The sequence below is a fragment of the Glycomyces dulcitolivorans genome (genome assembly GCF_003265355.1).
GTDB classification, from domain to species: domain Bacteria; phylum Actinomycetota; class Actinomycetes; order Mycobacteriales; family Micromonosporaceae; genus Glycomyces; species Glycomyces dulcitolivorans.
Genome location: NZ_QFRW01000315.1, coordinates 1 through 23,011 on the forward strand (window position 1 = coordinate 1; position 23,011 = coordinate 23,011).

The following is a 23,011-nucleotide window of genomic DNA, read 5'->3' on the forward strand; positions in this document are numbered from 1 at the left end:
CTCACCGTCCTCATCGCCTGGCGCCTCGCGAAGGCCGCCGCCGGGACCACGCGCGCGATCGGCGGCCGCGACGCCGCCGCCGTCCGGGCCGCCGCCGGGCTCGTCACGATCCTCTACACCGGACTCGTCGCCGCGGCCGCCGCCCTGAGCGCGCGCGGGCCCTTCGACGTCGACATGCTCCCCGCGCTCCTGCACGCCGTGCCGCTCGTCGTCGCCGCCACCGCGTACGGCTCGGCCCGCGAGGCCGGGGTCCTGCCGTGGACGGCGTCCTCGGTGTGGCTGCGGCGGGGCCTGCGCACCGGGTTCATCACCGCCGGGGCGCTGCTCGCGTTCGGGTCCGCCGCCGTCGGCGTCGCCTTCGCCGTCCGCGGGCCCGTCGTCGCCGACACCTTGGCGCTGTACGGGAACGCCTCGTGGATCGTCGCCCTGCTGAGCCTGCTGTACCTGCCGAACCTCGCCGTGTGGGCCGCCGCGTACATCGCCGGGCCCGGCTTCGCAGTCGGCGCGGGCACCGCCGTCCAGACCGAGCTGATCGAACTCGGGCCGCTCCCGGCGTTCCCCGTGTTCGCCGCGGTCCCCAACGCGCCCCTGCCCGACTACGCCACCGTGCTCGTCGGCCTGCCGCTCATGCTCGCGGCCGTGTTCGGCGTGATCCTCACGTACCGGTCCCCGGACCTGCGGCTCCCGCGCGTCACCACCGCGTCGGTCATGGCCGCCGCGACCGCGGCCCTGACCCTCGGCGTCCTGTCGTACCTCTCCGGCGGCGCCGCCGGGACGGACCTCCTCGCCGACCTCGGGCCCGACCCGCTCGCGGTCGCCGGGATCTCCGGCGTCCAGTTCCTCATCGGCCTCGTCGGGGCCGCGCTCATCGCGCGCCTCTTCGCCGTCCACCGCCGCGCCGCCGAAGCCGAGCTGGTGCGGCGTGACACGGTCGTCATCCCCGAACCGGCGCCCGGCCGCGACGACGGGTTACCGTGTCACCCGTGACCGCCAAACTCGTCGTGCTCGTCTCCGGCTCCGGCTCGAACCTCCAGGCCCTCCTCGACGCCTGCGCCGACCCCGCCTACGGGGCCGAGGTCGTCGCCGTCGGCGCCGACCGCGACGGCACGTACGGCGCCGAGCGCGCCGCCAAAGTAGGCGTGCCGACCTTCGTGCACAAGGTCAAGGACTACGCGACCCGCGACGAGTGGGACGCCGCCCTCACCGCCGAAGTCGCCTCGTACGAGCCCGACCTCGTCGTCTCCGCCGGGTTCCTCAAGCTCTGCGGGCCGCGCTTCCTCGACGCGTTCCCCGGCCGGTACGTCAACACCCACAACTCGCTGCTCCCGGCGTTCCCCGGCATGAACGGGCCCGGCGAGGCCCTCGCCGCGGGCGTCAAGATCGCGGGCGCGACCCTCTTCGTCTGCGACTCCGGCGTCGACACCGGCCCGATCGTGGCCCAGTGCGCCGTCCCCGTCGAGGACGACGACACCGTCGAGACCCTCACCGAGCGCATCAAGGAGGCCGAGCGGGCCCAGCTCGTCGACTCCGTCGGCCGCATGATGCGCGACGGCTGGAAGGTCGAAGGCCGCCGGGTCGTCCTCGGCTAGCATCGCCGGATGCCCCTCGCCGTCAATTCCCTCGAAGCGAACACCCTCTACGTCGCGTTCGCCCTGCTGCCGTTCGCATTCGGCGTCGCATGGGCGCTCGCCGCGCACCGCGTCCGCAAGGGCCGGCCGCGCCGGGACGCCTGGCTCGACTCGCTCGCCGAGGTCGGCGCGGTCGTCGGCTCCGTGCCGCTGCTGTTCCTCGGCCTGACCTCCCGGGAGGGCGCGAACGCGGTGCAGCTCGTCCCGCTCGTGGACCTCGCCGACCTGGCCGGCGCCTCGCCGCGCACCATCGTCGAGCAGCTCACCGGCAACCTCTTCGTGTTCGCCGCCGCCGGGTTCTTCCTCCCGGTCCGCTTCCGCATCGGCCTCGGCGCGGTCGCGATCGGCGCTATCGCGGCGGCCGTGACCTTGGAGGCCCTCCAGTACCTGCTCCTGACCGGGCGGGTCGTCTCCGTCGACGACGCCCTCATGAACGCCCTCGGCGCGGTCGTCGCGGCCCTCGCGTCCCGGCCCTGGTGGCGGCGCTCACGCGCGGTGGCCGGGCCGGCACCCGAGCCGAGCGTGTTACGCTCGGCCGGTCGCGACTGGCGAGTGACGTCTTTCGAGGTTTCCCGTGGCACGGACCGGGCAGCTCGTTGTTGAGGGGGAACCTTCAGAAGACGCCACGGGTGGAGTACCACCGGGGAGCGGCACTGCTGAACCTGTTACTGCGGTCGAACGCCTGGGCCGCAGTCATTACTCGATCAGGAGCAGTGCACCCATGTCCGAGCGCAAGCTCATCAAGCGGGCCCTCATCTCGGTCTTCGACAAGACCGGCGTCATCGACCTCGCCCGCGACCTCAGCGCCGCCGGCGTCGAGCTCGTCTCCACGGGTTCGACCGCGGCCCGCATCGCCGAGGCGGGCATCCCCGTCACCAAGGTCGAGGACCTGACCGGGTTCCCCGAGATCCTCGACGACCGCGTCAAGACCCTCCACCCGAAGGTCCACGCCGGCATGCTCGCCGACGTCCGCCGCGACACCCACCGCGCCCAGCTCGCCGAGCTCGGCATCGAGGCCTTCGACCTCCTCGTGAGCAACCTGTACCCGTTCCAGGAGACCGTCGCCACCGGCGCGGGCTTCGACGACATCGTCGAGAAGATCGACGTCGGCGGGCCCTCGATGGTCCGCGGCGCCTCCAAGAACCACGCGAACGTCGCGGTCGTCGTCGACCCCGCCGACTACTCGTGGATCCGCGACGCCGCCAAGGAGGGCACCACCGCCGAGCAGCGGCTCCGCCTGGCCGCCAAGGCGTTCGCGCACCTCGCCACCTACGACTCGGCCGTCGCCACCTGGCTCGCCGAGCAGTCCGGTACGGGCCTCGGCGACTTCCTCGCCCTCCCGGCCGAGAAGCTCGCGGACCTGCGCTACGGCGAGAACCCGCACCAGGACGCCGCCGTGTACGCCGTCCCCGGCGCGCCCGGCCTCGCGCAGGCCGAGCAGCTCCACGGCAAGGCCATGAGCTTCAACAACTACACCGACGCCGACGCCGCCTGGCGCGCCGCGCACGACTTCGCCGCCCCGACCGTGGCGATCATCAAGCACGCCAACCCGTGCGGCATCGCCACCGGCGCCGACATCGCCGAGGCCCACCGCAAGGCCCACGCCTGCGACCCGCTGAGCGCCTTCGGCGGCGTCATCGCCGCGAACGCCGAGGTCGACGCCGAGGCCGCCGCGCAGATCGCCGAGATCTTCACCGAGGTCGTCGTGGCCCCCTCGTTCACCGACGAGGCCGTCGCGATCCTCTCCGCGAAGAAGAACCTGCGCCTGCTGCGCGCCCCCGAGTGGACGCCCGCCGCGATCGAGCTCAAGCCGATCTCCGGCGGCCTGCTCGCCCAGCGGCCCGACCGCGTCGACGCCGACGGCGACGACCCTGCGAACTGGACCCTCGCCACCGGCGAACCCGCCGACGCCGAGACCCTCGCGGACCTCGAATTCGCTTGGCGCGCAGTGCGCTCCGTGAAGTCCAACGCGATCCTCCTCGCCTCCGGCGGCGCCTCCGTGGGCGTCGGCATGGGCCAGGTCAACCGCGTCGACTCCGCGAAGCTCGCCGTCGAGCGCGCCGGCGCCGAGCGCGCGACCGGCTCGGTCGCGTCCTCCGACGCGTTCTTCCCGTTCCCCGACGGCCTCCAGATCCTCATCGACGCCGGCGTCAAGGCCGTCGTCCAGCCCGGCGGCTCCGTCCGCGACGAGGAAGTGATCGCCGCGGCCAAGGAGGCCGGAGTGACGATGTACCTGACCGGAACGCGCCATTTCACCCACTAGTGCGTAGTGGCCGGGCGCCTCAGCTGTGAGAACTCACAGGTGGGGCGCCCGGTTCTGGTTGGGCATACATGGCCGATTCACGATAGGTTGTTGTCATGATGCAGATGCTCTGTCCGAAATGTCAGAACCCCATGCACCAGTACGAGCGAAACGGCGTCGTCGTGGAGCAGTGCTCCGAATGCAAGGGCATTTTCCTCGACCGCGGTGAACTCGAACACCTGATGAACGCCGAGGCCTCGTACAACCGCGCCCCGGCCCCCGCCCCCGCGGCGCCCGCCGGCCCGCCCCCGCGCGAGCCGCGCTACGACGACCGCCGTCACGATGACCGCCGCTACGACGACCGGCGCCGCGACGACCACTACGACGACCGCCGCCACCACGGCGACGACTACCACTACAAGAAGAAGAAGCGCAAGAGCGTCTTCGAAGACCTCTTCGACTTCTAGCGGCCGCCGCCCAGCGAGCCGCCGGGCACGACCCGGCGGCCAGGGCGGTCTCGAGAAACGTGAACGGCGGTTCCCGACAAATCGGGCATCCGCAGCGTCCCCCGAATCAACAGTGCCTGCCGGGTCCGACAGTGCGTTCAGCCGACTCCCAGGGGGAACTTCGCTCTCGGGGTCCAGGGGACCGGGGCTCCGGCGAGGGTTTCGAAGCTCCAGGCGCCCGGGTTCGGGTGGGTGTAGAGCGTGAAGGACTCGACGCGGAACTTCGCCTCGAAGGCGGCGAGGGAGTTGAAGGCCGTGTCCAGGGCCGGGGTGCCGACGTTCTGGGCGATGGTGACGTGCGGGTGGTACGGGAACGTGCGCTCGCGCTCGGCGGGGCCGCGGCGGATCGCCGCCTCCAGCTGCTCGCAGACGGCGATGCCGTCCACGACCGCCACGAACACGACCTCGGTGACCGGCCGGAACGAGCCCGTCCCGCGCAGGTGCAGGTCGAACCGCGGGCAGGCGCCCGCGACCGCGGCCAGGTGGACGCGGTAGGCGTCGAGCGATTCGGCGGGGATCTCGGTGGGGCCCAGGAGCGTCAGGTGCGCCGGGACCATCCCGCCGAGCGGGTCGCCGGAGTCGATGCGGGCCCGGTCCAGGATCTCGCCCCAGGGCGGGGGAACCGGGATCGCCACCCCTACGGTGATGGTCCTCCCGGCCACTAAAGCGCCACCGGCGGGTAGAAGCCGATCTTCTTGTACGCCTTCTCCAGCGTGCGCACGGCCACGCGGCGGGCCTTCTCCGCGCCCTTGGCGAGGATCCGGTCCAGCTCGGCCTTGTCGGCGAGGTACTCCTTGGTGCGGGCCGCGATCGGGCTCAGCGAGTCGGCGACGACGTCGGCCAGGTCGCCCTTGAAGTCCCCGTAGCCGCGCCCGGCGTACTCCGCTTCCAGCTTCTCCAGCGTCGTGTTGCCAAGGGCCGCATAGATGTTCATCAGATTCGACACGCCCGGCTTGGTCTCGGGGTCGTAGCGGACCTCGGCGTCGGAGTCGGTGACCGCGCTCTTGACCTTCTTGCGCATCTGGTTCGGCTCATCGAGCAGGTACAGGCACCCGCGCGGGCTGGCCGAGGACTTCGACATCTTCTTCTCGGGCTCGGCGAGGTCCTTGATCGTCGCGGTCTCCTTGACGATGTAGGCGTCCGGGACCGTGAACGTCTGGCCGTACGTGGTGTTGAACCGGATCGCGAGGTCCCGGGTCAGCTCCAGGTGCTGGCGCTGGTCCTCGCCGACCGGGACCTGGTCGGTCTGGTACAGCAGGATGTCGGCGGCCTGGAGGATCGGGTAGGTGAACAGCCCCACCGTTGTGCGTTCTTGTTTGGCGGACTTGTCCTTGAACTGGGTCATCCGGCTCGCCTCGCCGAACCCGGTCTCGGCGCCCAGGATCCACGCGAGCATCGGGTGCTCGGGGACCTGGGACTGCACGAACAGGGCCGAGCGCTCGGGGTCGACGCCCAGCGCCATGAGCTGAGCGGCGCTCACCCGTGAGCGCTCGTGCAATACCTTTGGCTCGTGATCGATGGTGATCGCGTGGAGGTCGACGACCATGTAGAAGGCGTCCGCGGTGTCCTGGAGGGCCACCCACTGCCGCAGCGCGCCCAGGTAGTTCCCGAGGTGGAACGAGTCCGAGGTGGGTTGGATCCCAGACAGGACGCGGGGCTTGCGCTCGGCAGTGGTCATGGACCGATTCTGACATCCGGGCGGACGGGGCGGCCACCCGGTATTGCGGCACCGGCGATCCTGATGTTTAATTGTGTTGGATCTTGATCGAAGGGGAGTCGCCGATGCTGGCGCAGCAGCGACAGAGCCGGATCGCCGAACGCGTCCACCGGACCGGGGCGGTCCGCGTGGCCGAGCTGGTCGAGGAGTTCGGCGTCTCGGACATGACCATCCGCCGCGACCTGGAGACCCTCGCCGAGCGCGGGCTGGTCGCCAAGGTGCACGGCGGCGCGACCGCCGTCGACTTCGGCTCCACCTCCGAGCCGGGCTTCGCCGTCAAGCAGGTCCGCCAGGAGGCCGAGAAGCAGGCCATCGCCGACGCCGCCGCGACCCTCGTCGGGCCCGGCCAGGCCATCGCCCTCTCCGCCGGGACCACCACGTGGACCCTCGCGCACCGCCTCACCGACGTCCCCGACCTCACCGTCGTCACCAACTCCGTCCCGGTCGCCGACGTCTTCTACCGGGCCGGGCGCCCCGACCAGACCGTGATCCTCACCGGCGGCGTCCGCACCCCCTCCGACGCGCTCGTCGGGCCCTTCGCGGTCGCCTCCCTGGAGAAGGTCAACGTCGACACCGTGTTCCTCGGCGTCCACGGCATGTCCGAGCGGGCCGGGTTCACCACCCCGAACCTCCTCGAAGCCGAGACCGTCGCGACCCTCGCCTCCAAGGGCCGCCGCCTCGTGGTCGTCGCCGACCACACCAAGTTCGACGTCGTCGGCATCGCCACGATCGCGTCCCTCGCGGACGCCGACGTCGTCGTCACCGATTCCCTCCTCGACGAGGAGGCCCGCCGGGCCCTCGGCGAGCACGTCGACCAGGTCGTGCTCGCACCGGTACCGGCCGCGGAGCCGCACGGCCCCGCCAAGCGCAACCACACCGAGAAGAGACCATGACCTCGTTCCACTTGGAGACCGGCAGCCTCGCCGACGGCCGCCAGATCCTCTACTTCGACTCCGCGCCGGGCGCCGGGCGGGCCTCGTTCGCCGACAAGCGCGACCTGGGCGACCGGGTCAGCGCCGGGGAGATCCGGTACGACGTGCTCCGCGACGAGTGGGTGGCCGTCTCGGCCGGGCGGTCCAACCGCCCCACCCTGCCCGTCGCCTGCCCGCTGTGCCCCTCCGACGGCGACGAGCTGACCGAGGTCCCCGCCCCCGACTACGAGGTCGCGGTCTTCGAGAACCGCTTTCCCTCGTTCGGGGGATTTCCCGAGCCCGGTCCCCTCCCGCCCGCGGAAGTCTCGGGCATGGAGACCGCCGTGCCCGCCTCCGGGCGCTGCGAGGTCGTCGTCTTCTCCGACGACCACGACTCCTCGCTCGTGGACCTCAGCCCCGAACGCGTCGCCCTCATCGTGCGGGCCCAGGCCCAGCGCACCGCCGAGCTCTCGGCGCGCGGCGACATCGCCCAGGTCTTCTGCTTCGAGAACCGCGGCGTCGAGGTCGGCGTGACCCTCCACCACCCGCACGGGCAGATCTACGGCTACCCGTACGTGACCCCGCAGTCCCGCAAGTACCTCGACGCGAACCGCCGCCACCGCGAGGCCACCGGCCGCGACCTGTTCGACGACATCCTCGAATCCGAGCGCCGCGGCCCCCGCGTCATCGCCGAGAACGAGCACTGGATCGCCTTCACCCCGTACGCGGCCCGCTGGCCCTTCGAGGTCCACATCTACCCGAACGAGCGCTTCGCCGACCTCACCGAGCTGCCCGAGTCCCACATCGACTCCTTCGCGCCGCTCTATCTTGAGGTCCTCAAGCGCTGCGACGCCGCCTACCCTGGCGAGCAGATGCCGTACATGGCCGGCTGGCACCAGGCCCCGGTCGGCGGGGACCGCGAGCTCGGGCGCCTGCGCCTCGAACTCGTCTCGATCCGCCGCGGCGCCGGCAAAGTGAAGTTCCTGGCCTCCTCGGAGTCCGTCATGGGCGGATGGGTCCACGACATGGGCCCCGAGACGGCTGCTGACATTCTCAAGGGAGCACTGTGAAATACCTCGTGACCGGCGGCGCCGGCTACATCGGCTCGATCGTCGCCACGATGCTGCTCGAAGCGGGCCATGAGGTCGTCGTCCTCGACGACTGCTCGACCGGCGCCGCCGAGCGCGTCCCCGCCGGGGCCGAGCTCGTGCGCAAGTCCGTGCAGGACGTCGCCGAGGTCCTCGACGGCACCTTCGACGGCGTCCTCCACTTCGCCGGCCTCATCGCCGCGGGCGAATCGATGGAGAAGCCCGAGATCTACTGGGAGGCCAACACCAACGGCACGTTCGCGCTCCTCGCCGCCATGCGCGAGGCCGGCGTGCGCACCCTCGTGTTCTCCTCCACGGCCGCCGTCTACGGCAACCCGCTCGAAGTGCCCATCAAGGAGGAGGCCGTCAAGGCCCCCACCTCCACGTACGGCGCCACCAAGCTCTCCAGCGACATGGCGATCCAGTCCGAGGCCACCGCCCACGGCCTCGCCGCGGTCTCCCTGCGCTACTTCAACGTCGTCGGCGCCTACCGCGACCGGGCCGGGATCTGGCACGGCGAGAACCACGAGCCCGAGACCCACATCATCCCGATCGCCTTCGACGCCGCCTCCGGGCGCCGCGAGTCCTTCGCGATCTTCGGCGACGACTACCCGACCCCCGACGGGACCTGCGTCCGCGACTACATCCACGTCGCCGACCTCGCCGAGGCCCACTTGCTCGCCCTCGGCGCCGCCGCGGCCGGCGAGCACAAGATCTACAACCTCGGCAACGGCAACGGCTTCTCCAACAAGGAGGTCGTCGCCACCGTCAAGCAGGTCACCGGCACCGACTTCCCCGTGAACGTCGGCCCCCGCCGCGCCGGCGACCCCGCCGAACTCGTCGCCTCGTCCGAGCGCGCGAAGACCGAACTCGGCTGGAAGCCCAGCCGCGACACCCTCGACCGCATGGTCGCCGACGCCTGGGAGTACTACCAGCATGCCCGCCGCTAACGCCGACGTTCACGCCCTCGAACTCGCCGAGACCGCCGAGGCGGCCTTCCGCGAGGTCTTCGGCGCCGAGCCCGAGGGCCTGTGGGCCGCCCCCGGCCGCGTCAACCTCATCGGCGAGCACACCGACTACAACGACGGCTTCGTGATGCCCTTCGCGCTGCCGTTCTACGCCGTCGCGGCCGTGTCCAAGGCCGAGACCTGGGAGTTCCACTCCACCTACGGCGCCGGCTCGACGGTCCGCTCCGCGACCCTCGAAGGCGTCGACGGCTGGGCCGCCTACCTCGCCGGGACCGCCTGGGCCCTGAACGAGTCCGGCTACCCGGTCGGCCCGGTCCGCGTCGCCGTCCACTCCGACGTCCCGCACGGCGCGGGCCTGTCCTCCTCGGCCGCGCTCGAATGCGCGATCCTCATCGCGCTCGCGGACCTGTACGGCCACGAGATCGACCGCGCCGAGGCCGCCCGCATCGCGCAGAAGGCCGAGAACGAGTACGTCGGCGCGCCCACGGGCGTGCTCGACCAGTCCGCGTCGCTCCTGTGCGAGGCCGGGCACGTCATGTTCATGGACTGCCGCGACCTCTCCCGCGAGCAGGAGCCGTTCGACCTCGCCGCCGCGGGCCTGACGATGCTCGTCATCGACACGCAGGCCCCGCACCGGCACGCCGACGGCGAGTACGGGGCCCGCCGCGCCGACTGCGAGGAGGCCGCCCGCCAGCTCGGCGTCAGCCACCTCCGCGACGCGCCGCGCCACGCGAAGCTCGACGACGAGCGCCTCAACAAGCGGATGCGGCACATCCTCACCGAGAACGAGCGGGTCCTCAAGACCGCCGCGCTCCTCAAAGAGGGCCGGGTCGCCGAGATCGGCGACCTGCTCACTGCATCGCACACCTCCCTTCGCTACGACTACGAGGTCTCTTCGGTGGAGCTCGACTCCGCCGTGGACGCCGCCCTCGGCGCCGGCGCCCTCGGCGCTCGCATGACCGGCGGTGGATTCGGGGGCAGCGCCATCGCCCTGGTGGAGGCCGCCTCGGCGCAGAAGATCGAAGCGGCCGTGACCGACGCGGCAGCCCAGGCCGACCTGCCGACTCCGCGGATCTTCACGGCCCGCGCGGCCGCCGGAGCGCACCGCGTCCGGTAAGAGGACGGGACAGCGGCCCGGACTGTGACGGTCCGGGCCGTTTTCCTCGACCGCGGACGGTGTGACAGCGGTTGCGGGACCGGCGGCGCAGCAGCGTGACCGGTCCCGCACTCTGGAATACTCCCCGGCATGGAAATCGTGCACCTCGTGCTGCGCTACCTCCACCTGCTCGGCTTCGCCGCGGTCTTCGGCGGCTGGCTCGTGTCGTGGCTGTCGCGCAAGTTCAACTTCAACACCGCGATGCTCTACGGCATCGCCGTCCAGCTCGCGACCGGGATCGTCCTCTACGGGCTGGTCAGCGCCGAAGGGGACGCCAACCACGCGAAGCTCGGGATCAAGTTCCTGCTCGCCCTGCTGCTCGCGGTCATGATCGCGATCCCCGTGTGGAAGAAGCGCGAGAAGGTCGCCGCCGGGCACTTCTGGGCCACCGGCGGGCTCATCGCCGTCACCGCCGGCGTGGCCGTCTTCTGGACGTAGACCCCCGCGTCCGTATTCACCCTTCTGTAACAACAAGGGCCGCCGGGAACCGCAATAGCCCCGTAGTAGCGGCGAAACACCAGTTCACTCCTGGTCTCAGTCATAGGATGTTTCGGTAACGAAATCATCAAGGAGCGTGTCAGAGGCCATCAAGTGCGGCCATGATTAGGCGGGTATCGACTTACCCCCTTGGATTGTCAAAGGAGACCGTAATGGCTGTCAAGCCGTTCAAGCTGGCCGTGGCGGGCCTTTCCGCCGTCGGCCTCGCCGCCCTCGCCGCTTGCGGCGACGCGCCCACCGATTCGAGCGGCGACGGCAACGCCGAAGCGACGTTCAGCGCCTGCATGGTGACCGACTCGGGCGGCATCGACGACAAGTCCTTCAACGAGTCCGCGTGGGCCGGCATGGAAGCCGCCGCCGACGAGAACTCCGACATCGCGGTCACCTACAAGGAGTCGGCCTCCGAGGCCGACTACGACCCGAACCTCCAGGCGTCGGTCGACGACAGCTGCGACTTCATCGTCGGCGTCGGCGGCCTCATGGCCGGCAACGTCACCACCGCCGCCCTGGCCAACACCGAGGTCGGCTTCGCGATCGTCGACGGCTCCCCGATCGACGCGAACTTCGCGCCGGTCGAGACCGAGAACGTCTACTCGATCCAGTTCGACACCGCCCAGTCCGCGTTCCTGGCCGGCTACGTCGCCGCCTCGCAGACGCAGACGGGCATCGTCGCCACCTGGGGCGGCATGCAGATCAACCCGGTGACCATCTTCATGGACGGCTTCTCCGAGGGCATCGCGAAGTACAACGAGGACAAGGGCGCCGACGTCCAGCTCCTCGGCTGGGACGCCGCCGCGCAGACCGGCACCTTCCTCGGCAACTTCGAGGACGCCGCCGCCGGCCGCAGCACCTCCGACACCTTCATCACGCAGGGCGCGGACATCCTCTTCCCGGTCGCCGGCCCCGCCGGCATCGGCGCGCTGACCGCCGCCGCCGAGAACGACGCCGTCAACGCGATCTGGGTCGACACCGACGGCTTCGAGTCCACCGAGTACGGCTCCGAGCTCATCACCTCGGCCGAGAAGGCCCTCGACGTCGCCGTCCGCGACGCCGTCCTGGCCGCCTACAAGGGCGAGGCCGGCAACGGCACCTACGTCGGCACCCTCGCCAACGAGGGCGTCTCGATCGCGCCGTTCCACGACTTCGACTCCGTGATCTCGGACGAGACCAAGGCCGAGGTCGAGGCCCTGAAGGCCGCGATCATCGACGGCTCGCTCGTCGTCGAGTCGCCGGCCAGCCCGGCCGCTCCGTAACCGGTCCGCGCGCGAGAAATCTACAGAGGAACGTGCATTGCGACTCGAACTGAAGGGCCTGACGAAGAAGTTCGGCTCGTTCACCGCCGACGACGACATCGACCTGGTGGTCGAGCCCGGCCAGATCCACGCGATTCTCGGTGAGAACGGCGCGGGCAAGTCGACGCTCATGAACATGCTCTACGGGATCCTGACGCCCACCAGCGGCGAGATCCTCATCGACGGGGAGCCGGTCTCCTTCGCGGGCCCGCGCGACGCGATCGCCGCGGGCATCGGGATGGTGCACCAGCACTTCAAACTCGTCGGGCCCTTCAGTGTCGCTGACAACGTTCAACTGGGCCGGGAGCACACCCGAGGACTGGGAGTGCTCTCGGCCAAGGCCGCGCGCAAGGCCGTCGTGGACGTCTCCGAGCAGTACGGGCTCGCCCTCGACCCCGACGCGGTCTGCGAGGACCTCCCCGTCGGCGTCCAGCAGCGCGTCGAGATCGTCAAGGCGCTCTCGGGGCCCAAGACCGAACTGCTCATCCTCGACGAGCCCACGGCGGTCCTCACGCCCGCCGAGATCACCGAGCTGCTCCAGATCATGCGCAACCTCGCCGAGGCGGGGACGTCGATCCTGTTCATCTCCCACAAGCTCAAAGAGGTCCAGGCCGTCGCCGACACCGTCACGGTGATCCGCCGCGGCAAGGTCGTCGCCGAGCTGGAGCCGACCGCCTCCGAGGCCGAGATGGCCTCCGCGATGGTCGGCCGCGCCGTCTCGCTCCAGGTCGACAAGACCCCCGCCGAGACCGGCGAGGCCCGCCTGGAGGTCAAGGACCTCACCGTCGTCTCCGCCGCGGGCGTCAAGGTCCTCGACGGACTCGACCTCACCGTCCACTCAGGAGAGATCGTCGGCCTCGCCGGCGTCGAGGGCAACGGCCAGACCGAGCTCGCCCGCTCGATCCTCGGCCTCGTCAAGCCCGACTCCGGCTACATCGCCGTCGACGGGCAGGACGTCCACGGCCGCTCCCCGGCCAGGCGCATCGCCGACGGCCTCGGCTACATCCCCGAGGACCGCGGCCGCGACGGCCTCGTCTCGGAGTTCTCCGTCGCCGAGAACCTCGTCCTCAACCAGTACAAGGACGAGCCGTTCTCCAAGCGGGGCGTCGTCAACTCCGGCGCCGTCCGCAAGCGGGCCTCCGACTCGATCGCCGAGTTCGACATCCGCACCCAGTCGCCCGACGAGCCCGTCTCGTCCCTGTCCGGCGGCAACCAGCAGAAGGTCATCATCGCCCGCGAGTTCTCCCGGCCCCGCCGGTTCCTCGTCGCGGCGCAGCCGACCCGCGGCGTCGACGTCGGCGCCACCGAGTTCATCCACTCCCGCCTGGTCGCCGAGCGCGACACCGGCACCGGGGTCCTCCTCATCTCCTCCGAACTGGACGAGATCTACGCCCTGGCCGACCGCATCGCCGTGATCTACAACGGCCGCATCGTCGGCGAGGTCGACCCGGGCACCCCCCGCGGCGTCATCGGCCGCCTCATGGTCGGCGCCTCCGCCGAAGACACCCCAAGCCCCACAACCGATTCCGACGAACCCGCCGACGACGAGGAAGCCAATGGAGGTGACCGATGAGCGACAGCACCGCGACGACTGAAGCCCCGGCAGAGCAGCCGAGCACGGACCAAGAGTCCAAGCCGAACTTCGCCAGGCTCTTCGGCCGCTACCTGACCGAGGCGAACTCGGTCATGGTCACCATCTACTCGCTGCTGCTGGCGTTCCTCATCGGCGGCGTCCTCCTCATCGTCTCCGACGAGTACGTGCGCTCCACCTGGTCGTACTTCTTCTCCCGCCCCCAGGACGCCCTCCTCGGCTCCTGGTACCTCATCCGCGACTCCTACCTGTCGCTGTTCGAGGGCGCGATCCTCAACCTGAACACCCTCGACCGGTTCGCCGCGGGCGACGCCGGCGTCGGCGACCTCCTCCGCCCGCTCTCGGAGACCCTCACCTACGCGACCCCGCTGATCTTCACCGGCCTCGCCGTCGGCATCGCCTTCAAGGCCGGGCTGTTCAACATCGGCGCCCAGGGCCAGATGATCTTCGGCATCCTCGGCGCGCTCATCGTCGGCTTCGCCCTCGACCTGCCGATCTGGATCCACCTGCCGCTCGCCGTCCTCGCGGGCGCGGCCGCGGGCGGCCTCTTCGGCGCCGTCCCCGGCCTCCTCAAGGCCACGACCGGCGCGCACGAGGTCATCTCCTCGATCATGCTGAACAACATCGCCGCGCTGTTCCTGGTGTGGGCCATCGGGACCGACTTCCTCCACTCGGAGCTGAGCACCCAGCTGGTCACCAAGGGCGTGGACGAGTCGGCGACCCTGCCGACGCTCCTGTCCTCGCTCAACGAGACCCTCCGCGTCAACGCAGGCCTGCTCATCGGCATCGCCGCCGCCGTCTTCACCTGGTGGCTGCTCTCGAAGTCCACCTTCGGGTTCCGCATCCGGTCGGTCGGCTTCAACGAGAACGCCTCCCAGACCGCGGGCATGCACATCGGCCGCACCTACACGACCACCATGGCCGTCTCGGGCGCCATCGCCGGCCTCGCGGGCGCGGCCCTGTCGCTGGGCGTCTTCTCCACCGGCGTCACGACCTCGACCCCGCTCCAGTACGGCTTCGACGGCATCACCGTCGCGCTCCTCGGCCGGGCCAACCCCGGCGGCATCGTCGCCGCGGCGCTCCTGTTCGGCGCGCTCAAGGCCGGCGCCCTCTCGGCGCAGCCCGACGTCCCGGTCGACATCTCGACCCTGCTCCAGGCGATCATCGTGCTCTTCATCGCCGCCCCCGCACTGGTCAAGGCGATCCTGCACCTGCGCACACCGCGCGGCGGCCTGGTCACCCTCGAAGCGAAAGGCTGGTGAGCCCCATGGCAGTGGACACGCAGACCCTTCCCGCCATGGTCGACGAGCGCGCCCCGGTGCGCCGCGTCAAGGGCGGCGTCACGTACGCGGTGCTCGGCCTGTTCCTCCTCGCCATCGCCGTCGCGGTGCTCGGCGGGGACCGGACCACCACGATCGCGTTCGACCGGACCCTCACCGACCTCCACTGGGCCGTCCCGACCCGCCCCGTCGTCCTCGCCCTCGGCGCGATCACCGCCGCCGCGGGCGCGTGGATGCTCCTGGGCCTGCCCCAGCGGTGGACGAAGTTCGCCTCGGCGGCCGCGGTCACCGCGTTCGTCGTGGGCCTGCTGTTCTGGTCCTACTCCGAGCCCGGCACGGTCTTCCGCGCCGAGTCGATCCTCGCCGGGGCCCTGTTCCTGTCGATGCCGTACATCTTCGGCGCGCTCTCGGGCGTCGTCTGCGAGCGCTCCGGCGTCATCAACATCGGCATCGAGGGCCAGTTCCTCATGGGCGCCTTCACCGGCGTCCTGGTCGCCAACATCACCGGGAACGTCTACGCCGGCATGGCCGGGGCGATGCTCGCCGGGCTCCTGTCGACCATGCTGCTGGCGCTGCTCGCCACCAAGTACCAGGTCAACCAGGTCGTCGTCGGCGTCATCCTCAACCTGCTCGCCCTGGGCTTCACCAGCTTCATGTACGACCAGCTGAAGAAGACCGAGGGCTTCAACAACGCGTTCTCGATCCCGACGATCTCCTGGGGCCCGCTCGCGGACATCCCGATCCTCGGCCCGGTCCTGTTCCAGCAGAAGCTGTTCGTGTACGTCGGCCTCGTCATGGTCTTCGTGGTGTGGTTCCTGCTGTACCGGACCCGCTGGGGCCTGCGCACCCGCGCGGTCGGCGAGCACCCGGCCGCCGCGGACTCCATGGGCGTCAACGTGAACCGCCTCCGCTACTGGAACGTGACCCTCGCGGGCCTCATCTCCGGTTTCGGCGGCGCCTGGTTCACCATCGCGAACTCCCTGGCCTTCAACAAGGACATGACCGCCGGGCTCGGCTTCGTCGCGCTCGCGGTCATGATCGTGGGCCGCTGGAACCCGCTCGGCGTGCTCGCCGGGGCGCTCATCTTCGGCTTCACGACGCAGATCGCCCGCGACCTGGACGCGTCCGGTTCGGCGCTCATCCCCGGCGACTTCCTCAAGATGCTCCCGTACGCGGTCACGCTCGTGGTCGTGGCGGGCCTCATCGGCAAGGCCAGGGCCCCCAAGGCCGACGGCGTTCCGTACAACCCGGGGGACAAGTAGCGCATGGACATCGACTGGGAGGCCTTGCGGGACAAGGCGCGCGAGGCCATGGGCCACGCATACGTCCCCTACTCGAAGTACCCCGTCGGGGTCGCCGGGCTCGTCGACGACGGCCGGATCGTGTCCGGCTGCAACGTCGAGAACGCCTCGTACGGCCTGACCCTGTGCGCCGAGTGCGGCATGGTCTCGCAGCTCGCGGCCACCGGCGGCGGCCGCCTGGTCGCCATCGCCTGCGTCGACGGCGCGGGGGAGCCCCTCACCCCCTGCGGCCGCTGCCGCCAGCTCCTGTTCGAGCACGGCGGACCGGACTGCCTCGTGGACGAGCGGCCGGAGCCGACGACCGTGGGGGCCCTGCTCCCCGGCGCGTTCGGCCCCGACCACTTGTCCGCCAACTGAATCAGCCCCCTCGGCATCGGGACCGCCATTCACGGCGCTCCAGGTGCCGTTCGGGTTTCCACCTACCAGTGAGGGAAAGCCAATGATCACCGCTGTGGACGTCATCCGCGCCAAACGGGACGGCGGCGAGCTCTCGACCGCGCAGATCGACTGGGTCATCGACGCCTACACGAAGGGCGACGTCGCGGACGAGCAGATGTCGGCCCTCGCGATGGCGATCTTCCTGAACGGCGCGCAGCCCCGAGAGATCGCCGACTGGACCGCCGCGATGATCCGCTCGGGCATCACGCTCGACCTTGCGGCCGTGGGCAAGCAGTGCGTCGACAAGCACTCCACGGGCGGCGTCGGCGACAAGATCACCCTTCCGCTCGCCCCGCTCGTCGCGGTCTTCGACGTTGCGGTCCCGCAGCTCTCGGGCCGCGGGCTCGGCCACACCGGCGGCACCCTCGACAAGCTGGAATCCATCCCCGGCTTCCAGGTCGACATGTCCGAGGCCCGGGTCATCGAGCAGCTCAAGGAGATCGGCGCGGTCATCTGCGCGGCCACCGGCGACCTCGCCCCGGCCGACAAGAAGCTGTACGCCCTCCGCGACATCACCTCCACTGTGGAGTCGATCCCGCTGATCGCGTCCTCGATCATGTGCAAGAAGATCGCCGAGGGCGCCGACGCGATCGTCCTCGACGTCAAGGTCGGCTCCGGCGCCTTCATGAAGGACTTCGGGCGCGCCCGGGAACTCGCCGAGACCATGGTCCGCCTCGGCACCGACCACGGCGTCGACACCCGCGCGCTGCTCACCGACATGTCGATCCCCCTGGGCCGCACCGCCGGCAACGGCCTCGAAGTCCGCGAGTCGGTCGAGGTCCTCGCGGGCGGCGGCCCCGCCGACGTCGTCGAGCTGACCGTGGCCCTCGCCAAGGAGATGCTCGCCGCCGCGGGCCAACCCGACGCCGACCCTGCCGCCGCGCTCAAGGACGGCCGCGCGATGGACAAGTGGCGCAAGATGATCGTGGCTCAGGGCGGCCAGGTCGACGCCCCGCTCCCGATCGCCCGCGAGACCGAGGAGATCACCGCCTCCGCCGACGGCTTCATCAGCGAGATGGACGCCTACGCGGTCGGCGTCGCCGCCTGGCGCCTCGGCGCGGGCCGCGAGCGCCAGGGCCAGCCCGTCCAGTTCGGCGCGGGCATCGAGATCCTCAAGACCGTCGGCGAATCGGTCAAGGCCGGCGAGCCGGTCTTCCGCCTCCACACCGACACCCCGGACCGCTTCGCCGCCGCGAAGGAGTCCCTCGCCGGCCAGTGGACCGTGGGCGCCGAGCCCGCCGAGCGCGGCCCGATCCTCCTGGACCGCGTCACCGCCTAAGCGCCGCAACGCAAAGGGCGGCCCCGCCGATGCGGGGCCGCCCTGTCTTCGCGGCCCACGAAGTCGCGCCGGTTCCCGTATATTCCACGGTGGACCCCTTGAACTCCGATACCCCCAGTTGACAGGAGCCCCATGCAAACCCGATCCCGCACCTCCAGGCGCCTCGCGGCCGCCGCCTCCGGCCTGATCGCCGCCGGCGTCTTCGCCGCCCCGGCCTCGGCCCAGGACGAGGCGCCCCGCAACGACTACACCGGCGACGGCATCCCCGACCTCGTCGCGGTCGGCAACCTCGACGGCTCGCTCCAGCTCCACCCCGGCAACGCCGACGGGACCTACGGCGCCCCGACCGTCCTCTTCGCCTCCGGGTGGGGCGGCACCGACGTCGTCATGGCCGGTGACCTCACCTCCGACGGGCTCCCCGACCTCCTCGCCCGCGACCCCAGGACCGGCGACCTCTACACCTACCCCGGCGACGGCGCGGGCGGCCTCGGCGCCCGCGTCCTCTCCGGGACCGGCTGGGGTCCCGTCGACGTCTTCGCTTCGAACCTCGACTACACCGGCGACGGCGCCAACGACATCCTCGCGACCCGAGGGAACGACAGCCGCCTCTTCATCTACTCCGGCAACGGGGACGGCACCTTCGACGCCCCCGTGACAGAGGCCGGCGACTACAACCGGGCCGACCTCATCGTCGGCGCCGGCGACCTCGACCAGGACGGCCACGACGACTTCGTCGTCCGCGTCGACGACCAGGAGGTGGGCTTCCAGGTCTACCGGTTCCACTTCAGCGGCAAGGACGAGCCCGTCTGGTCGAACACCCCCCTCGGCCTGGACGACGGCATCGAGTACCCGTACGTCAGCCAGCTCACCTTCCTCGGGGACCTCACCGAGGACATCGAAGGCGACGTCCAGACCGAGTTCGTCGCGGTCGACGGACAGACCGGCGAGCTCTTCCGCATCTCGATCAGCCAGTACGGGCCCTACTTCACCGACCACACCCTCGTCGGCACCGGCTGGAACGGCAGGCGCCTCGCCGAGTCCGACACGGACCGCGTCCACGACTACGACATGGACGGCACCTCGGACCTCTACGCCCGCGCCTCCACCGGCGTGGTGTACCACTATCCGGGCACCGCGGCGGGCGCCATCGGGTCGCGGGTCGCCCGGGGCTCCTTCGACGTCGCGGTCGACCTCGTCGAGACCGCCGGCGACTTCGACGGCAACCACCTGCCCGACCACCTGGTGCGGACCACCGGCGGCGACCTGTACGTCGCCCCCGGCTGGGGCACCTCCGGCGCGACGGTCATGCTGACCACCCGCATCGGCGGCGGCTGGAACGCCATGTCCGCGATCGTCTCCGGCGCCGACTACAACGGCGACGGCCTCAACGACATCCTCGCCCGCGAGTCCTCGACCGGGTACCTGTGGCTCTACCCGGGCACCGGCGAGGGCACCCATGGGGCCCGGACCCGCATCGGCACCGGCTGGAACTCCGTCTCGCTGATCACCGCGGTCGGGGACCTCGACCACGACGGCGCCGCGGACGTCCTGGCCCGCAAGGCCTCGGACAACTGCCTGTACTTCTACGGCGGCAACCTCGCCGGCGGCCTGAAGAACGGCGTCCAGATCGGCTGCGGCTGGAACGTGATGAACACGATCGCGAGCGTCGGCGACTTCAACGCCGACGGCCACACCGACTGGATCGCCCGCCACACCAACGGCAACCTATACCTGTACAAGGGCAACGGCGCGGGCTCGTACACCGCCTCCACGGTGATCGGCACCGGCTGGAGCGGCTTCGAGATCGCCTAGCCATCGCTTCGAGGGCGGCCCCGCACCCGCGGGGCCGCCCTCGGCACATCCGGGATGCAACCGGTTTCGTAAACAAGGCGTGTAGTCCTAGTCGGACCCCACGACACCCCCTGACCCACCCAACTGAACAGGAACCCCATGTACTCCGAACTGCCCAGACCGGGGCGAACCGCCGCGCGTTTCGCCGCAGCGGCCGTGGCCGCCCCGATCGCCGCCGTCGCATTCGCGGCCCCGGCGGCCGCGGCAGAGGTCCCCGGCCTCGACGAGATCTACCCCGACTGGTACGTACCGGCTGACGTCGTCTCGGGCGATGACAGCGACGGCACCTTCAACCTCGACATGATTCCCTCGGCGGGCCACGAGTGGGACTTCCACACCGTCGCCTTCGGCCTCGTCTTCGACGACCCCGAAGGACTGATCGAGATCCTTCCCGGAGACGGCTGCGAAGTCGACGCCGCAGGATCGGCGCTGTCCTGCGAGGAAAGCGCCAGGGGTTACTACTTCCTCGACTTCGACCTCGCATCGACCGCCGACCTCACCGCAGCCGAGCCGGTCGAATACGCGCTCGCGATCGCCATCGACGGCATCGAGATCGGATCCGAGTCGGGCACCGTCGATGTCATCCCGGCAGGAAGCGAGTACCACCCTCACGATCCCTACCTCCACGGCGACGCGGCGCTCTCCGGCGTCGAGCCCGGCAGCACCGTCGAGGTGCGACCGACGTTCAGGCAGGAGCGCGACCTCTACTCGGGCGCCGCGGCGATCCTCGCCTCGTTCAGCGACTCGTACAGCCACATCGGCATCAGCCAGGAAGGCGCCGACGCGGTCGCCGAATACGACAACTGCACCCCCTCCGCAGACGGGATCCGCGGCGGCGTCGACTGCATCATCACCGACCTCACGAACCGGCCCGGCACCGCGCTGACATTCACCGGTCCGGTCTCGTACGCGGTCGGCGCAGACGCACTCGGTCCCTTCGCAGTCTGCTCGTGCACTTTCAGCGTGCAGACCATCGACGCGGACACCCTCACCGAAGAGTTCGGCGACCTGATCTGGGACCCGGCTTCCGAGAACCTCCTCGGCATCGAACCCGCCGACGCCTGGACTGAACCGGCCGACCCCGAGACCGCCGAGCATTTCGGGACCATCTCCATCACCACCACCGCGAACCCGGTTGACCTCACGGTCACCGGCGGCAGCCTCTCGGGCACGGCCGGCACGGAGGCGACGACCACAGTCCAGGTCACCAACAACGGCCCCGCCACGATTTACAACCGCGAAGACGACCACGGCTCCGCCTCGATCAGAGTGCAGCTCCCCGCCGGCACCCAGCTCGCGAGGATCAACAGCAGCGGCACCGGGGACTGGTTCTGCCTCGGCAAGGCGTCCTTGGCGCTCGAGTACAGCCGCACCACCACGACGCTCGACCGCTACGACCTCTACTGCTTCCTCATGACGCCGCTCACCGCCGGGCAGACGGTCGACTTCACCTTCACTGCGAAACTCACCGGGTCCGGCGAGCACAGCGGGCTGATCGAGATCGCCGCACTCACTACCGACGTCAACGGCGCGAACCTCGACTCGAACCTGGCGAACGACGTCGCGTCCCTCAGCAGCAGCGCCGAGGGAATCGCCGTGCCCCGCAACGACTTCAACGAGGACGGCGTGCAGGACCTCTTTGCGGTCCGCGAGTCCGACGGCGCGCTGCTCCTCTACCGGGGCACCGAGAACGCGACCCTCATCGGAGGCGACGTCGTCGCAACCGGTTGGGGCCACATGGACGTGGTCATGCCAGGCGACGTGACCGGCGACGGCAACTCCGACCTCCTCGCCCGCGACACCAGGACCGGCACGCTCTACACCTACCCCGGCGACGGCACCGGCGGCCTCGGCTCCCGCATTACCTCCGGCACCGGCTGGGGCTCCGTCGAAGTCTTCACCGCCGCCGACACCGACGGCAACGGCACCGTCGACATCGTCGCCGCCCGCAGACACGACGAGCGCCTCTACAGGTACGCCGGCGACGGGACCGGCACCTTCACCCTCGCCTCGAGCACCGTCGGCAGCGGCCAGTGGATCAACGCCATGACGAACCTCGGCGACATCGACGGCAACGGCACCGACGACCTCGTGTACCAATACGGACCCTCGCAGGAGTACCGGGTGTTCGGCCACACGCTGCAAGCGCCCAGGCTCGATCCCTGGCTCGGCAGCAGCGACCAGGACCGCAGATACTCCCAGATCGCCGCCATCGGCGACATGGACGAGAACGGTACCGTCGAGGTCGCGCTGGTCGATGCCCGCACTGGCGCCCTGCACCGCCAGTCCTTCACGGCCGCAGGCGCAGTCACCGCACTCGCGACGTTCAGCTCCTCCGGGTGGGGCGGCATGAGCCTCCCCGAGGTGGACGCCGACCGCACGTACGACTACGACCAGAACGGCACCACCGACCTCCTCGCTCGTGACAAGACCACCGGGACCACGTACCTCTATCTGGGTTCGTTGGCGGGCGGTGGGTTGTCGTACCGCCTCGAGTTGGACAAGTACCTGAGCCAGATGGATCTGATCGAGGCCGCGGGTGACTTCACCGGCGACAACCTCCCCGATGTCATCGCCCGCACCTCCGGCGGCGTCCTGTACGTCTACCCCGGTGACGGTTATGGCAATTACCGCAACACCGCGCGTGTCCGCATCGGCGGCGGATGGGGTGCGATGGGCGCCATCGTCTCCGGCCAGGACTACAACAACGACGGCAAGGTGGACATCCTCGCCCGCGAGTCCGCGACCGGGAACCTGTGGCTGTACCCGGGCACCGGGACCGGCTCGCACGGCACGCGCGTCCTGATCGGGACCGGCTGGAACTCGATGTCGCTGATCACCGCGGTCGGGGACCTGGACCACGACGGCGCGGCGGATGTCATCGCCCGCAAGAACTCGGACAACTGCCTGTATTTCTACGCCGGCAAGCCGGCCGGCGGGGTGAAGAACGGCGTGAAGATCGGCTGCGGCTGGGACGTGATGAACGCGGTCGTCAGCGTCGGCGACTTCAACGGCGACGGCCACGTCGACTGGATCGCCAGGCACACCAACGGGAACCTGTACCTGTACAAGGGCAACGGCGCGGGGACGTACACGTCCTCGTCCGTCGCCGGCACCGGCTGGGGCGGCATGGACCTCCTCGCCTGACCGTTCCCGCGACGCGTTGAAGGCGGCCTCGCACCCGCGGGGCCGCCTTCGGCACGTCCGGGATGCAACCGGTTTCGGAAACAACGCGTGTAGTCCAAGTCGGACCCCACGACACCCC

General features: G+C 70.4%; 19 protein-coding genes, 1 pseudogene and 1 riboswitch. Of the genes and pseudogenes, 18 read left to right on the plus strand and 2 right to left on the minus strand.

Going from position 1 to position 23,011, the window contains the following annotated elements; genetic code table 11:
• The 5 genes and pseudogenes from DI269_RS22730 to DI269_RS22750 form a co-directional block, all read left to right on the plus strand.
• Window positions 1–987, plus strand: a 987-nt coding sequence (locus DI269_RS22730) for a cell division protein PerM (protein ID WP_112140197.1), incomplete at its 5' end; no start/stop codon positions are given.
• A complete protein-coding gene (gene purN, locus DI269_RS22735) occupies window positions 975–1,589 on the plus strand; it encodes a phosphoribosylglycinamide formyltransferase (protein ID WP_198667658.1) in 615 nt (204 codons plus the stop codon). The genes DI269_RS22730 and purN, both read left to right, overlap by 13 nt.
• Before the next feature lie 9 nt (window positions 1,590–1,598).
• Window positions 1,599–2,081: pseudogene (locus DI269_RS29205) on the plus strand (VanZ family protein); the annotation flags it as partial.
• 78 nt (window positions 2,082–2,159) lie between these two features.
• Window positions 2,160–2,323: riboswitch (ZMP/ZTP riboswitch) on the plus strand.
• Between the two features lie 26 nt (window positions 2,324–2,349).
• The gene (gene purH / locus DI269_RS22745) at window positions 2,350–3,891 is read left to right on the plus strand and encodes a bifunctional phosphoribosylaminoimidazolecarboxamide formyltransferase/IMP cyclohydrolase (protein WP_112140205.1); all 1,542 of its coding nucleotides are present in this window, start codon (window positions 2,350–2,352) and stop codon (window positions 3,889–3,891) included.
• Window positions 3,892–3,986: 95 nt separating this feature from the next.
• A complete protein-coding gene (locus DI269_RS22750) occupies window positions 3,987–4,337 on the plus strand; it encodes a TFIIB-type zinc ribbon-containing protein (protein WP_112140207.1) in 351 nt (116 codons plus the stop codon).
• A 137-nt stretch (window positions 4,338–4,474) separates the two neighbouring features.
• Here DI269_RS22750 and DI269_RS22755 read toward each other — a convergent pair whose 3' ends face one another.
• Window positions 4,475–5,011 carry a 2'-5' RNA ligase family protein gene (locus tag DI269_RS22755; protein WP_232822870.1) on the minus strand — a complete coding sequence of 179 codons (537 nt, stop codon included), beginning with the start codon at window positions 5,009–5,011 and terminating at the stop codon, window positions 4,475–4,477.
• A gap of 26 nt (window positions 5,012–5,037) precedes the next feature.
• Window positions 5,038–6,054 (minus strand): tryptophan--tRNA ligase, encoded by a 1,017-nt coding sequence (gene trpS, locus DI269_RS22760; protein ID WP_112140212.1) that lies wholly within the window; start codon window positions 6,052–6,054, stop codon window positions 5,038–5,040.
• 104 nt (window positions 6,055–6,158) lie between these two features.
• On the opposite strand from trpS, the gene DI269_RS22765 reads away from it, so the two are divergent.
• From DI269_RS22765 to DI269_RS22825, 13 genes are all read left to right on the plus strand, one after another.
• Window positions 6,159–6,986 carry a DeoR/GlpR family DNA-binding transcription regulator gene (locus DI269_RS22765; protein ID WP_112140214.1) on the plus strand — a complete coding sequence of 276 codons (828 nt, stop codon included), beginning with the start codon at window positions 6,159–6,161 and terminating at the stop codon, window positions 6,984–6,986.
• Window positions 6,983–8,074 (plus strand): galactose-1-phosphate uridylyltransferase, encoded by a 1,092-nt coding sequence (galT, locus tag DI269_RS22770; RefSeq protein ID WP_112140217.1) that lies wholly within the window; start codon window positions 6,983–6,985, stop codon window positions 8,072–8,074. The genes DI269_RS22765 and galT overlap by 4 nt, the downstream gene beginning before the upstream one ends.
• Window positions 8,071–9,042, plus strand: a complete 972-nt coding sequence (galE, locus tag DI269_RS22775) for a UDP-glucose 4-epimerase GalE (protein ID WP_112140219.1) — start codon at window positions 8,071–8,073, stop codon at window positions 9,040–9,042. Before galT ends, galE begins: the two co-directional genes overlap by 4 nt.
• On the plus strand, window positions 9,029–10,177 hold the full coding sequence (galK, locus tag DI269_RS22780; RefSeq protein WP_112140221.1) for a galactokinase: 1,149 nt from the start codon (window positions 9,029–9,031) through the stop codon (window positions 10,175–10,177). Before galE ends, galK begins: the two co-directional genes overlap by 14 nt.
• A 129-nt stretch (window positions 10,178–10,306) precedes the next feature.
• On the plus strand, window positions 10,307–10,654 hold the full coding sequence (locus DI269_RS22785; RefSeq protein WP_112140224.1) for a hypothetical protein: 348 nt from the start codon (window positions 10,307–10,309) through the stop codon (window positions 10,652–10,654).
• Between the two features lie 212 nt (window positions 10,655–10,866).
• Entirely contained in the window at window positions 10,867–11,967 is a 1,101-nt protein-coding gene (locus tag DI269_RS22790) for a BMP family lipoprotein (protein WP_112140226.1), read from the plus strand.
• 37 nt (window positions 11,968–12,004) lie between these two features.
• Complete coding sequence (locus DI269_RS22795; protein ID WP_112140228.1) at window positions 12,005–13,579, plus strand: ABC transporter ATP-binding protein; 1,575 nt, start codon at window positions 12,005–12,007, stop codon at window positions 13,577–13,579.
• Window positions 13,576–14,859 (plus strand): ABC transporter permease, encoded by a 1,284-nt coding sequence (locus DI269_RS22800; protein ID WP_112140230.1) that lies wholly within the window; start codon window positions 13,576–13,578, stop codon window positions 14,857–14,859. Before DI269_RS22795 ends, DI269_RS22800 begins: the two co-directional genes overlap by 4 nt.
• A 5-nt stretch (window positions 14,860–14,864) precedes the next feature.
• Window positions 14,865–16,139: an ABC transporter permease gene (locus DI269_RS22805; RefSeq protein WP_112140233.1), complete on the plus strand. Its 1,275-nt coding sequence runs from the start codon at window positions 14,865–14,867 to the stop codon at window positions 16,137–16,139.
• A 3-nt stretch (window positions 16,140–16,142) separates the two neighbouring features.
• Window positions 16,143–16,535: a cytidine deaminase gene (locus DI269_RS22810; RefSeq protein ID WP_112140235.1), complete on the plus strand. Its 393-nt coding sequence runs from the start codon at window positions 16,143–16,145 to the stop codon at window positions 16,533–16,535.
• 82 nt (window positions 16,536–16,617) lie between these two features.
• The gene (locus DI269_RS22815; RefSeq protein WP_112140238.1) at window positions 16,618–17,895 is read left to right on the plus strand and encodes a thymidine phosphorylase; all 1,278 of its coding nucleotides are present in this window, start codon (window positions 16,618–16,620) and stop codon (window positions 17,893–17,895) included.
• Window positions 17,896–18,027: 132 nt separating this feature from the next.
• Window positions 18,028–19,707 carry an FG-GAP repeat domain-containing protein gene (locus tag DI269_RS22820; protein ID WP_112140241.1) on the plus strand — a complete coding sequence of 560 codons (1,680 nt, stop codon included), beginning with the start codon at window positions 18,028–18,030 and terminating at the stop codon, window positions 19,705–19,707.
• 138 nt (window positions 19,708–19,845) lie between these two features.
• Complete coding sequence (locus tag DI269_RS22825; RefSeq protein ID WP_112140243.1) at window positions 19,846–22,893, plus strand: FG-GAP repeat domain-containing protein; 3,048 nt, start codon at window positions 19,846–19,848, stop codon at window positions 22,891–22,893.
• Window positions 22,894–23,011 lie beyond the last annotated feature (118 nt).

What these genes read in the sequence shown, in the direction of transcription:
- purH (WP_112140205.1), top strand. Translation starts at nt 2,350, where the DNA reads ATGTCCGAGCGCAAGCTCATCAAGCGGGCCCTCATCTCGGTCTTCGAC.
- DI269_RS22750 (WP_112140207.1), top strand. Translation starts at nt 3,987, where the DNA reads ATGATGCAGATGCTCTGTCCGAAATGTCAGAACCCCATGCACCAGTAC.
- trpS (WP_112140212.1), bottom strand. Translation starts at nt 6,054, where the DNA reads ATGACCACTGCCGAGCGCAAGCCCCGCGTCCTGTCTGGGATCCAACCC.
- DI269_RS22765 (WP_112140214.1), top strand. Translation starts at nt 6,159, where the DNA reads ATGCTGGCGCAGCAGCGACAGAGCCGGATCGCCGAACGCGTCCACCGG.
- galT (WP_112140217.1), top strand. Translation starts at nt 6,983, where the DNA reads ATGACCTCGTTCCACTTGGAGACCGGCAGCCTCGCCGACGGCCGCCAG.
- galK (WP_112140221.1), top strand. Translation starts at nt 9,029, where the DNA reads ATGCCCGCCGCTAACGCCGACGTTCACGCCCTCGAACTCGCCGAGACC.
- DI269_RS22785 (WP_112140224.1), top strand. Translation starts at nt 10,307, where the DNA reads ATGGAAATCGTGCACCTCGTGCTGCGCTACCTCCACCTGCTCGGCTTC.
- DI269_RS22790 (WP_112140226.1), top strand. Translation starts at nt 10,867, where the DNA reads ATGGCTGTCAAGCCGTTCAAGCTGGCCGTGGCGGGCCTTTCCGCCGTC.
- DI269_RS22800 (WP_112140230.1), top strand. Translation starts at nt 13,576, where the DNA reads ATGAGCGACAGCACCGCGACGACTGAAGCCCCGGCAGAGCAGCCGAGC.
- DI269_RS22805 (WP_112140233.1), top strand. Translation starts at nt 14,865, where the DNA reads ATGGCAGTGGACACGCAGACCCTTCCCGCCATGGTCGACGAGCGCGCC.
- DI269_RS22810 (WP_112140235.1), top strand. Translation starts at nt 16,143, where the DNA reads ATGGACATCGACTGGGAGGCCTTGCGGGACAAGGCGCGCGAGGCCATG.
- DI269_RS22815 (WP_112140238.1), top strand. Translation starts at nt 16,618, where the DNA reads ATGATCACCGCTGTGGACGTCATCCGCGCCAAACGGGACGGCGGCGAG.
- DI269_RS22820 (WP_112140241.1), top strand. Translation starts at nt 18,028, where the DNA reads ATGCAAACCCGATCCCGCACCTCCAGGCGCCTCGCGGCCGCCGCCTCC.
- DI269_RS22825 (WP_112140243.1), top strand. Translation starts at nt 19,846, where the DNA reads ATGTACTCCGAACTGCCCAGACCGGGGCGAACCGCCGCGCGTTTCGCC.